13 protein-coding genes are annotated in these 11,423 nt (G+C 62.3%); 8 read left to right on the forward strand and 5 right to left on the reverse strand.

Annotated elements, in window-relative coordinates; genetic code table 11:
- The first annotated feature begins 187 nt into the window (after positions 1 to 187).
- The 3 genes from DNK50_RS26180 to DNK50_RS26190 all read left to right on the forward strand — a co-directional run bounded on the left by DNK50_RS26180 (position 188) and on the right by DNK50_RS26190 (position 3,754).
- Positions 188 to 1,000 carry an inner membrane protein YpjD gene (locus tag DNK50_RS26180; protein WP_099585575.1) on the forward strand — a complete coding sequence of 271 codons (813 nt, stop codon included), beginning with the start codon at positions 188 to 190 and terminating at the stop codon, positions 998 to 1,000.
- A gap of 12 nt (positions 1,001 to 1,012) precedes the next feature.
- On the forward strand, positions 1,013 to 2,251 hold the full coding sequence (locus tag DNK50_RS26185) for a transporter associated domain-containing protein (RefSeq protein ID WP_099585576.1): 1,239 nt from the start codon (positions 1,013 to 1,015) through the stop codon (positions 2,249 to 2,251).
- Positions 2,252 to 2,443: 192 nt separating this feature from the next.
- Positions 2,444 to 3,754: an MFS transporter gene (locus DNK50_RS26190; RefSeq protein WP_112196639.1), complete on the forward strand. Its 1,311-nt coding sequence runs from the start codon at positions 2,444 to 2,446 to the stop codon at positions 3,752 to 3,754.
- Between the two features lie 49 nt (positions 3,755 to 3,803).
- Here DNK50_RS26190 and purT read toward each other — a convergent pair whose 3' ends face one another.
- The 5 genes from purT to DNK50_RS26215 form a co-directional block, all read right to left on the reverse strand.
- On the reverse strand, positions 3,804 to 4,985 hold the full coding sequence (gene purT / locus DNK50_RS26195) for a formate-dependent phosphoribosylglycinamide formyltransferase (RefSeq protein ID WP_112196640.1): 1,182 nt from the start codon (positions 4,983 to 4,985) through the stop codon (positions 3,804 to 3,806).
- 69 nt (positions 4,986 to 5,054) lie between these two features.
- The gene (locus tag DNK50_RS26200; RefSeq protein WP_099585579.1) at positions 5,055 to 5,522 is read right to left on the reverse strand and encodes a VUT family protein; all 468 of its coding nucleotides are present in this window, start codon (positions 5,520 to 5,522) and stop codon (positions 5,055 to 5,057) included.
- Between the two features lie 152 nt (positions 5,523 to 5,674).
- Positions 5,675 to 5,890 carry a DUF1289 domain-containing protein gene (locus tag DNK50_RS26205; RefSeq protein ID WP_099585580.1) on the reverse strand — a complete coding sequence of 72 codons (216 nt, stop codon included), beginning with the start codon at positions 5,888 to 5,890 and terminating at the stop codon, positions 5,675 to 5,677.
- Positions 5,887 to 6,411, reverse strand: coding sequence for a gamma carbonic anhydrase family protein (locus tag DNK50_RS26210; RefSeq protein WP_099585581.1), 525 nt, complete (start codon positions 6,409 to 6,411; stop codon positions 5,887 to 5,889). The genes DNK50_RS26205 and DNK50_RS26210 overlap by 4 nt, the downstream gene beginning before the upstream one ends.
- Positions 6,412 to 6,447: 36 nt before the next feature.
- A complete protein-coding gene (locus tag DNK50_RS26215) occupies positions 6,448 to 7,050 on the reverse strand; it encodes a CoA pyrophosphatase (RefSeq protein WP_033898592.1) in 603 nt (200 codons plus the stop codon).
- A 146-nt stretch (positions 7,051 to 7,196) separates the two neighbouring features.
- On the opposite strand from DNK50_RS26215, the gene DNK50_RS26220 reads away from it, so the two are divergent.
- From DNK50_RS26220 to DNK50_RS26240, 5 genes are all read left to right on the forward strand, one after another.
- Positions 7,197 to 7,745, forward strand: coding sequence for an NUDIX hydrolase (locus DNK50_RS26220; protein WP_099585582.1), 549 nt, complete (start codon positions 7,197 to 7,199; stop codon positions 7,743 to 7,745).
- A gap of 28 nt (positions 7,746 to 7,773) precedes the next feature.
- The gene (locus DNK50_RS26225; RefSeq protein ID WP_112196641.1) at positions 7,774 to 8,277 is read left to right on the forward strand and encodes a murein L,D-transpeptidase family protein; all 504 of its coding nucleotides are present in this window, start codon (positions 7,774 to 7,776) and stop codon (positions 8,275 to 8,277) included.
- Between the two features lie 260 nt (positions 8,278 to 8,537).
- Positions 8,538 to 9,296 (forward strand): GntR family transcriptional regulator, encoded by a 759-nt coding sequence (locus DNK50_RS26230; protein ID WP_099585584.1) that lies wholly within the window; start codon positions 8,538 to 8,540, stop codon positions 9,294 to 9,296.
- A gap of 10 nt (positions 9,297 to 9,306) precedes the next feature.
- Positions 9,307 to 10,413, forward strand: coding sequence for an N-acetylglucosamine-6-phosphate deacetylase (gene nagA, locus DNK50_RS26235; protein ID WP_099585585.1), 1,107 nt, complete (start codon positions 9,307 to 9,309; stop codon positions 10,411 to 10,413).
- Positions 10,406 to 11,416, forward strand: coding sequence for an SIS domain-containing protein (locus DNK50_RS26240; RefSeq protein WP_371929534.1), 1,011 nt, complete (start codon positions 10,406 to 10,408; stop codon positions 11,414 to 11,416). Before nagA ends, DNK50_RS26240 begins: the two co-directional genes overlap by 8 nt.
- The last annotated feature ends 7 nt before the right edge of the window (positions 11,417 to 11,423 follow it).

Raw genomic sequence — 11,423 nt, forward strand, 5'->3', positions numbered from 1 at the left:
GGTAATGACGGCCCAGGCTGTGGTAAATCGCTATTAAAAACAGCGCTCGGCGAGCCTGCGGCGTGGGCAGGTCGCGGATTATAGCGAAGACTGCGCCCATGCACACCCGCTGTCTGGTCCTGGAGTCTTTCGTGGAACGCAGGTGTATGCCAAACTCAGCGCCTTTCGGGCTTGTCTATCAGGATTTATGGTCCCCTTGTCACCCAGTTTGCTACCCAGCCTCGCCGCCGCCATTTTGTATGCCGCTGCGACCCTCTATCAGGGCACTCGTCTTGCCCAAGGCACCAAGGCAGACAAACGCCTGCTGGTCGGCCTCGGCGTCCTCGCCCTGCTGGCCCATGCCGCGAGCCTGTTTACCCACCTGATGACGCCGGTTGGCCTGGGCCTGGACTTTTTCAGCGCCGCCAGCCTGATCGCTGCTGCGGTCATTGCCCTGACGCTGATGGCCTGTTATCGGATTCCCGTCGAGAACCTGTTGGTCCTGCTCTTCCCGTTGGGCGTGCTGACGGTGCTGCTGGCACAATTCGCCCCCACCGGCACCGTGCAGGTGATCGACGAAGAACCCGGCATTCTCGCGCATATCCTGTTATCGATCCTGGCCTACGGCATGTTCACCATCGCGGTGTTCCAGGCCCTGCTCCTGCTGTTGCAAGACCATCAGCTCAAACACAAGCACCCTTCCGGCCTGATCAAGAATTTCCCGCCGCTGCAAACCATGGAAAGCCTGCTGTTCGGTTTCCTGTGGGCCGGCTGGACACTCCTCTCGCTGTCGCTGATTTCCGGCTGGCTGTTCGTGGAGAACCTGTTTGCCCAGCATCTGGTGCACAAAACCCTGCTGGCGTGCCTGGCCTGGGTGGTGTTCAGCGTGTTGCTGTGGGGCCGCAACCGCCTCGGCTGGCGTGGGCACAAGGCGATCCGCTGGACCCTGGCCGGTTTCTGCCTGCTGATGCTGGCCTATTTCGGCAGCAAGCTGGTTCGCGAATACATCCTGCATATCTGACGGGCAGCAATCATGGATAACCTGCCCTTAGGGCCGATGCTCGCAGTAATCGCCTTGCTGGTGTTATGGGCCGGGCTGTTTACCGCCATTGAAGCGGCACAACACCACTTGCTCGCCCTGCGCCCCGGTACACGCCAGGGTGATAAAGCGGCCGCCCGCCTGAACTTCCCGCGTAACAGCCTGATCCTGTGCAACAGCCTGTGTCGCGCCGCTGTGGTGATTCTCTGCACGCTGCTGGCGATCTATGCCTGGGCGCTGAATGGTCCTTGGCTCGGCTGGCTGATTTCCTGCGTACTCCTGCTGGTGCTGGCCGATTACCTGCCTCGCGCCCTGGCTATCCGTCATCCGCACGCGGTGCTGGGCTTTGGCAATACGTTGCTGGGCGTGCCGTTGAAAATCCTCTACCCCGCAGCCTGGCTGCTCAATGGCATCAGCCTGCTGTTGTTGCGCCCGTTTGCACGAAAATCCGGCGCGGTGAAAAAGAGCGACGAGCCTCTGCCCGGTCACGATCACGATGACGAACCCGAGCCCGACGCCGACCACACCCCTCGCATGCCCGGCATCCACGCCTTGGACAACATTACCGTCAATGACATCCTGGTGCCCCGCAGCGAAGTGGACGGCATCAACCTCGACGACTCGATCGAAGCCATCATCGAACAGCTGCGCATCTCGCCACGCACACGCCTGCCGGTGTTTCACAGTGATATCAACCAGGTCCAGGCCGTGCTCAATACCCGGCAGGTCAAGCATCTGCTGCCCGACGCCAGCCTGACCAAAGAGGCGCTGCTCGCCGCCTGCCACGAACCCTACTTCGTCCCGGAAAGCACGCCTCTGCAACTGCAACTGCTGAACTTCCACAAACAGCAGCGACGTCTGGGCATGGTGGTGGATGAGTATGGCGAAGTACTGGGCATCGTGACCCTTGAGGACATCCTCGAAGAAATCGTCGGTGAATTCGAAAGTGAACAAGGCACGGACAATCCGCATATCGAAGCGCAACCCGATGGCCGCTACATCATTGATGGCGCCGCCTCGATCCGCGAACTGAACAAGAGCCTGGGCTGGCACCTGCCCAGCGACGGCCCCAAGACCCTCAACGGCCTGGTGACCGAAGCGCTGGAGACCATTCCGGATTGCGCGGTGTGCCTGAAAATCGGCCGCTACCGCCTGGAAATCCTTGAAACCGAGGACAACCGCGTGGCCAAGGTGCTGATCTGGCACACCAGCCGGATACCCGTCGCCGCGTAACTGCCTGACGGTAAACAGCCCCCTCCCACATTTTGATTTGCGGCGTGTCGGCTCTTGTTGTAATTCCAGACCCCTTCCTATAATCCCTGCGGCTTACCCAAGCTTCGCCCGACCGCGTACAACCCTGATCCACGGGTGTTCGACCAATAATAATCCGCGTCCAAACGCGCAATGACTGTCAGGGATAACTCAATGAGCACCACCTATAACGAGGCCGCGACCGCCGCCCCGACCAACTCGACTGCACGGGTCGCCACGGCGAGCATCGTCGGCACCGCCATCGAGTTCTACGACTTCTATATCTACGCCACCGCCGCAGCCCTGGTGATCGGCCCGGTGTTCTTCCCGCAGACCTCCGGCACCGCGCAGATGCTGGCGTCGTTCCTGACTTTCGGCATCGCCTTCATCGCCCGCCCACTGGGCTCGGCGCTGTTCGGACACTTTGGTGACCGTATCGGCCGCAAGTCCACGTTGGTGGCCTCGCTGCTGCTGATGGGCGTGTGCACGACGCTGATCGGCTTGCTGCCGGGCTACGACACCATCGGGGCCTGGGCACCGATCCTGTTGTGCGTGCTGCGCTTCGGCCAAGGCCTTGGGCTGGGCGGGGAATGGGGCGGCGCGGCACTGCTGGCCACCGAGAACGCTCCGAAAGGCAAACGCGCCTGGTTCGGCATGTTCCCGCAGCTTGGCCCATCGATCGGGTTTCTGGCGGCCAACGGCCTGTTCCTGATCCTGGCCATGAGCCTTGACGACGAGCAATTCCGCAGTTGGGGTTGGCGCATCCCGTTCATCCTCAGCGCCGCGCTGGTGATGGTCGGCCTGTATGCACGGTTGAAGCTGCATGAAACCCCGGTGTTCGCCAACGCCGTGGCCAAGGAAAAACCGGTCAAGGTGCCGCTGGTGGAATTGTTCAGCCAGCATTGGCTGCCCGTACTGCTGGGCGCCGCGTCGATGGTGGTGTGCTATGCGCTGTTCTATATCACCACGGCGTTTTCCCTGAGCTACGGCGTGTCGACCTTGGGCTACAGCCGCGAAACCTTCCTTGGCCTGCTGTGCTTCGCGGTGCTGTTCATGGGGTTGGCCACACCGCTGGCAGCCTTGGCCAGTGATCGCTATGGACGCAGGCCGGTGCTGATCGTCGGCGCGATTCTCGCCATCCTGTCCGGCTTCACCATGGAACCCTTGCTGACCCACGGTTCGACCTGGGCCGTGGCGCTGTTCCTGGCGCTGGAGCTGTTCCTGATGGGTGTGACCTTCGCGCCGATGGGCGCGATGCTGCCGGAACTGTTCCCGACACGCGTGCGTTATACCGGGGCTTCGGCGGCGTATAACCTGGGTGGGATTGTGGGCGCTTCGGCGGCACCGTTTTTCGCGACCAAACTGGTGGCGATGGGCGGGCTGAGTTATGTCGGCGGGTATGTGTCGGCGGCAGCGTTGCTCAGCTTGATTGCTGTGCTGTGCCTGAAAGAGACGCGGGATAATGATTTGAACAAGGTGTCCTGATAGACCGCTATCGGGGGCAAGTCGAATCGTCGCACCGCCCCCGATGCTTTTAGAGCTCTACCACAACAGCCTGGGAAGCCCGGGTGGCCTTGGCCCGAGCCGCTTCAATCGACTCATCCCGCGCCAACGCCACGCCCATGCGGCGCTGGCCATTCACTTCTGGCTTACCAAACAGACGCAACGCCGTGTCCGGCTCGCTCAGTGCCGCACCGAGGTTGGCGAAGGCGGTCTGCGTCGATTGCCCTTCCACCAGAATCACCGCTGACGCCGAAGGCCCGAACTGACGGATCAGCGGGATTGGCAGGCCCAGGATGGCGCGTGCGTGCAGGGCAAACTGCGACAGATCCTGAGAAATCAAGGTCACCAGACCGGTGTCGTGCGGGCGCGGCGACACTTCGCTGAACCACACCTGATCACCCTTGATGAACAATTCCACACCAAACAGACCGCGACCACCCAAGGCCTCGGTCACGGCTTTGGCAACCCGCTCGGACTCAGCCAAGGCAACCGGGCTCATGGCCTGAGGCTGCCAGGACTCTTGATAATCGCCCTTCTCCTGACGGTGACCGACCGGCGCGCAGAAGGTGGTGCCGCCGACGTGACGCACGGTCAGCAGAGTGATTTCGTAGTCGAAGTCGATAAACCCTTCGATGATCACGCGGCCTTTGCCGGCACGCCCGCCTTCCTGGGCGTAATCCCAGGCTTTTTGCACGTCGTCAGCGCTGCGCAGCAGGCTCTGGCCCTTGCCCGACGAACTCATCACCGGCTTGACCACACACGGGAAGCCCAGGTCCTGGACAGCCTTGCTGTAGCCTTCGAAGGTGTCGGCGAAGTGGTACGGCGAGGTCGGCAGATCCAGCTCTTCAGCAGCCAGGCGACGAATGCCCTCACGGTTCATGGTCAGCAGCGCTGCACGGGCGGTAGGGATCACGGTGAAACCTTCGGCTTCCAGTTCCACCAGCGTACCGGTGGCGATGGCTTCGATTTCCGGCACGATGAAGTGCGGCTTCTCGGCTTCGATCACTGCACGCAGGGCGGCGCCGTCGAGCATGTTGATCACATGGCTGCGATGCGCCACTTGCATGGCCGGCGCGTTGGCGTAGCGATCCACGGCAATCACTTCAACGCCCAGGCGTTGCAGCTCGATTACCACTTCCTTGCCCAGCTCACCGCAGCCACACATCAATACGCGGGTCGCGGTTGGCGACAATGGAGTTCCGATTCGGGTCATCTCAGGTCCTCAGGGGAGCGGATCATGGGGAGAAAGGCCGGCATTTTACATGAACTGTAAAAATTGGCCTCAGTTGGCGACGGCGCGCTTGCGAATGCGCCAGGCCATGATCAACCAGACCGCCGTCACACCGGCGAATTTCGAGGCCAGGGCGGTGCCCACCACTGCGGGCGTCAGGGCACCGATCAGGCCGAAGAAGATAAACGTATCGAGGGGAATGCTCAGCGCCGAACTTATCCACAGGCGATCGTGGAGTGGGCGCTTGGTGATGCTGAACACCAGCCAGTCGATGCATTCGGACACCGCGAAAGCCGTGGCACTGGCCAGGGCGATGGCCGGGTCGGAAGTGACATAGGACAGCACCAGCGCCGCCAGCATGGCGACGATCGCACCATGGCCGAAGCGGGTTTGCACCATGTCGCGCAGGATGAAGACCAGCCCACCCCAGGCGGACCAGATTACGTCCAGGTGCGGGGCGGTGGAGAAGGCGAAGTTGATCAGCACGACGCTGCTGATGTAGGCGATCAGGAAGAGCATGGGGCGAGGGACCTGTGAACAAGGGGCACAGGGTACTTCACATTTGGAAATATGTCGTCTGGGAGGGCCTCATCGGGGGCAAGCCCCCTCCCACATTTTGATCTGTGAATACATTCAATTGTGGGAGGGGGCTTGCCCCCGATGGCGATCTATCAGGCGCCGGATTTACCAGGAACCATAAACACCAACCCACTCGCCACCGCCCGCTCATGGCACAACCCCAGCACCACCCGGCGCTCGGTGTTATCCATACGACTCCAACGGGTAATCTCATCCACCGTCCGCTGGCAGCCAGTGCAGATATCGTCATCGTCCAGCGCGCAAATGCTCACGCACGGCGAGGCGACGGGGCGTTCAGTCGGGTTCATTCTGACTGCTCGGCCAGGTCACGGGCATACCGCTGCGAGTTATGCACATAGTGCGCGGCGCTGGCTTCGAGCATGCGCTTCTGCGCGTCCGTCAACTCGCGCACCACTTTGCCCGGCGAGCCCATTACCAGCGAACCGTCGGGAATTTCCTTGCCTTCGCCGATCAGCGAATTGGCGCCGATGATGCAGTGCTTGCCGATTTTCGCGCCGTTGAGGATCACCGCATTGATGCCGATCAGGCTGTAATCGTCCACGGTGCAGCCGTGCAGCATGGCGTTATGGCCAATGGTCACGCCGGTGCCCAAGGTCAGCGGGAAGCCCATGTCCGTGTGCATCACGCTGCCGTCCTGCACGTTGCTGTTCTTGCCGATCAGGATCAGTTCGTTGTCGCCACGCAATACCGCGTTGAACCAGACATTGGCGCCCTCCTCCAGCTTGACCTTGCCCACCAGCGTGGCATTGGGTGCCACCCAGCTGTTGGGGTGCGTCTCGACGCGGGCGTCGCCCAGGCGGTATTTCATGGTGTGTCCTCACGGCTCGCCATTCAAACGATGGCTTTAGATATTGATGAAGCTTTTAGGCGGCTGGTGCAGGCTGATCTGGGCGTCGTCATAGAGCAGGTTGATCAGCTCGACGATCATGATCGCCGTCAGCCCCCAGATCTTGTACTCGCCAAACCGATAGCTGGGCACGTACCAACTGCGCCCCTGGTAATCGATTCTGTGGGTATGTTCACGCGGATCCTGTCGGAAAAAATCCAGGGGCACGCTGAACACGGCGGCGATTTCGGCATCGTTGGCCAGGTACTCGACGTAATCGGGGATCACACCGACATAAGGCGTGACGCGAATACCGTGCAGGGAAATCAGGGGGCTCAACGGGCCAATCACTTCGACCAGGCCGGGCGGCAGGCCGATTTCCTCTTCGGCCTCACGCAGGGCGGTGAAAATCAGGTCCGGGTCTTCGGGGTCGCGGCGACCGCCGGGAAACGCCACTTCGCCACCGTGGGTCGACAGGCCGCTGGCGCGCAGGGTCAGGATCAGCTCAGGTTCGTCACTGCGGGTAATCGGCACCAGCACCGCGGCCTCGGGGAAACGCCCGTCGGTTTCCAGCGTATGGGGGGTGTGGTTGCTTACCCGGCGAAGTAGCTCGTCCAGCATGAGTCATCTCGGTCTGTTGGCTACCAAGCATCATGCACCAAAGCGGGCGGGCGCCCAACCCCAAAACCCGGCGGGTGTCGCTAAACGACAACTTGCAGGCCCCCGCCCGCCACGCCAAGATAGGCGCACTTTCCAGGAACCCCAGCATGAAATTCTGCAGCCAGTGCGGCAAACCGGTGTCCCAACGCATTCCCGAAGGCGACGGGCGCCTGCGTTTTGTGTGTGATCACTGCTCGACCATTCACTACCAGAACCCCAATATCGTCGCCGGGACCGTACCGGTGTGGGGCGACAAGGTGCTGTTGTGCCGCCGCGCCATCGAGCCGCGCCTGGGTTACTGGACCTTGCCCGCAGGCTTTATGGAAAACGGCGAGACCGTCGAACAGGCCGCCACCCGCGAAACCCTGGAGGAAGCCTGCGCCCGCGTGCGCAACCTGGCGATCTACACCCTCATCGACGTGCCGCACATCAACCAGGTGCATATCTTCTACCGCGCCGAGCTGGTCGACCTGGACTACGCTGCAGGTCCCGAAAGCCTTGAAGTGCAGCTGTTCGACGAAGCCGACATCCCTTGGTCCGAGCTGGCTTTCCGCACGGTGGCACGTACCTTAGAATGCTTTTTCGCTGACCGCCGCGAACAGTCCTACCCGGTACGCAGCGAGGCTGTGCCGCCGATGGGCAAGCCCGCCCAATAATAATCCGGCATCAAGGGAAATCGTTTCAATGCGTTGGTTGCTTGCTCTGCTCTGCCTGTCGTTCGCCACGCTGTCGCCGGCTTCCACCGTGGAGACCCTGGACGGCAAAACCGTCGAAAAAGTCCTGGTGCTCAAGTCCGCCCATCAGTTGCAACTGATCAACGACGGCAAACCCTTCAAGACCTACCGCATTTCCCTGGGTAAAAACCCCAAGGGCCACAAGCTGATCGAGGGCGACCGCCGCACTCCGGAAGGCCTGTACTGGATCGACTGGCGCAAGACCAGCGAACGCTTCAACCTGGCCATGCACATCTCCTACCCCAATATCAGCGACGCCGCCCGCGCACGCCGCGAAGGGGTGAAGCCCGGCAGCATGATCATGATCCACGGCACCCCCGACACCGAAGACTACCCGGAACAGTGGTTCCACACCCTGGACTGGACCGACGGCTGCATCGGCATGCGCAACGTCGACATGCGTGAAGTCTGGACCCTGGTCAAAGACGGCACCCTGATCGAGATCCGGCCGTAATCAGCGACCGCTCGTAAAATAATTCAAAAAAATCCCCGCCTCTCACAACGCCTGCCGGTGAATACCAGTTCACCGCGCGGGCTGCGCTTTTCTGCGCGCCATAAAGACCTCTCTAATACCACTTGAGAGCAAGCCCCGTTATAGGGCCAAGAAAGCCGTATCTGCACCGTTTTGGCAGGATTGACATGGTATTTAAGTGGTATTAATTTTCGGCCAATACCGGGCGACAACACTCCAATAACGCATCGGAAACCTGACAGATGAATCCCATCCTGGCCCTACGCCCAGACGACAAGCAATCCACGCCGCTATACCTGCAATTGGCCCGCAAGCTCGAAGCCGCCATTCATGCCGGCGAGTGGAAGTCCGAACAGGCACTGCCGTCGGAACGCGTCCTCAGCGAGCAGTTGAGCATCTCGCGGGTCACCGCCCGCAAGGCGCTGGAAGTGTTGTTTGCCCAAGGCCTGATCCGCCGCAGCCAGGGCTCCGGCACCTTTATCACCCCACGCCTGGAGCAGCCGCTGTCGCGCCTGTCGGGCTTCAGCGAGATGTTGCGCCTCAAGGGCTTTGTGCCCAGCTCACAATGGCTGGAACGCGACATCACCCCGCCGACCCACGAAGAACTGATCCGCCTGGCCCTGTCGCCCACCGACAAAGTGGCGCGCCTCAAGCGTTTGCGTAAAGCCGACGACACCGTCATGGCCATTGAGATGACCACCCTGCCCGCCTCGGTGCTGCCGCAACCGCAAGCCATCGGCAGCTCGCTGTACGAGTACCTGGAAAGTATCGGCAAGCCCATCGTGCGTGCCCTGCAGCATATCCAGGCGGTCAACGCCTCGGACGAGTTCGCCGCCCTGGTGGGCATCGCCCCCGGCACCGCCATGCTGCTGATGACCCGCGTGGGCTACACCGCCGACAACACGCCGATCGAGATCACCGACACCTACTGCCGCAACGATTACTACGACTTTGTCGCAGAGCTGCGTCGATACGACTTTGCCGCCGAGTTGCGGCCTTAGAGAACTGCCCATGTCCGAAGACAATATCCTCACGCCCCACGGCTGGATTCGCGGCCGCCTGGTGCACCACGAAGGCAAGGTCAGCGCCGTCGAAGGTGTGCCTTGCGATCCGGCTGACAACGACCTGCCCTACTTGCTGCCGGGTTTTATCGACCTGCATGTGCACGGTGGCGGCGGCAAGGACATCATGGAAGGCATCGACGCCTTCGAGACCATCACCCGCACCCATGTGCGCTTCGGCACCACCTCGCTGCTGGCCACCACCATGACTGCCCCGGTCGAGGAAATCTCCCGGGTGCTCGGTGAACTCGGCCAGTTCTGCGAACACCGCCCGGCCGGCAGCGCCCGTGTGCTGGGCGTACACCTGGAAGGTCCCTACATCAATCCCGGCAAACTTGGCGCGCAACCCAACTTCGCCCACACCGCATTGATGGCCGAGGTCGAGGAATATTTGCGCCTGGCACCGATCCGGGTAATCACCATTGCCCCGGAAATCGCCGGCCATGACGGCCTGATCCGCGCCCTCAGCCAACGCGGCGTGCGCATGCAAATCGGCCACACCCTGGGCAGCTATGAAGAAGGCGTCGCCGCCCTGGCTGCCGGCGCGACCAGTTTCACCCATTTGTACAACGCCATGAGCCCGCTGCATCACCGCGAGCCGGGCATCGTCGGCGCGGCATTGGCCCATGCGACCTACGCAGAACTGATCCCGGACCTGCTGCACGTGCACCCCGGCGCCATGCGCGTGGCCCTGCGCTCGATCCCGTGCCTGTACTGCGTCACCGACTCCACCGCCGCCGCCGGCATGCCCGACGGTGAGTACAAGCTGGGCAGCCACACCGTGACCAAATGCCTGGGCGGCGTACGCCTGGCCGACGGCACCCTGGCCGGCAGCACCCTGACCATGGATCAGGCGCTGCGCAACCTGGTGAAGATCGGCCTGCCTGTCAACGAAGCCTCACAGCGCCTGTCGCAATTTCCGGCGGACTATCTGGGCCTGGAACAACGCGGCCGCCTGCAACCCGGCAGCTTTGCCGACTGCGTACGCCTGGACCGCTCCCTGCACCTCACCGACGTAATGGTCGAAGGAGAAACCATTGACTTCAAAAATGCTTGAAGAGGCCCTGGCCTCCTGTGAGGCCGTCGCGGCGCAACTGCATGGCCTGAACCCGATACTCGAAGAGATCGCCGGACGCCTGCGCCGCCAGCCGCCGCAAGTGGCGATGACCATCGCCCGTGGCAGCTCGGACCACGCCGCCAGCTACTTTGCCTACCTGGCCATGCAGCACGTGGGCGTTCCGGTGGCGTCGTTGCCGATGTCCGTGGTGACGCTGTCCCAGGCGCCGCTGAAGGTCAGCGGTCAGGTGGCTTTCGGGTTCTCCCAGTCGGGTCAGAGCCCGGACCTGGTCAACAGCCTGCGCCTGCTGCGCAAGCGCGGGGCCTTGAGTGTGTCGATGGTCAATGCCGAAGACTCGCCCCTGGAAGCCGCCTGCGAATTCCATGTGCCACTGTGCGCAGGTCCCGAGCGCAGCGTGGCCGCGACCAAGAGCTTTATCGCCACCTTGAGCGCCAGCGCCCAGTTGGTCGGCCACTGGAATCACGAAGACGGCCTGCTCGACGCCTGCGAAGCCTTGCCCGCCGGCCTGCGCGAAGCGGCGACTCAGGACTGGAGCCTGGCCATCGACGCCCTGCGCGACTGCCAACGCCTGATGGTCATCGGCCGTGGCGCCGGGTTTGCCATCGCCCAGGAAGCCGCGCTCAAACTCAAGGAAACCTCGGCAATCCAGGCCGAAGCCTTCAGCAGCGCCGAAGTGCGCCACGGCCCGATGGCGTTGATTGATGACAACTACCCGCTGCTGGTATTCGCCCCACGCGGCGCCGAACAGCCGGGCCTGCTGACCCTGGCCGCGGAAATGCGCCAACGTGGCGCCCGAGTACTGCTGGCCGCGCCCGACGATATCGCCGAACGCGACCTGACCTTGAGCCGTGCCGAACACCCGGCCCTGGACCCGATCCTGGCGATCCAGAGCTTCTATGTGATGGCTGCAGGTTTGGCCCAGGCCCGGGGCATGGACCCGGACCAGCCCCGTCACCTGAGCAAAGTCACTCGCACCCATTGAGTTGATT

The organism is Pseudomonas sp. LG1E9 (assembly GCF_003290225.1).
GTDB classification, from domain to species: domain Bacteria; phylum Pseudomonadota; class Gammaproteobacteria; order Pseudomonadales; family Pseudomonadaceae; genus Aquipseudomonas; species Aquipseudomonas cyclaminis.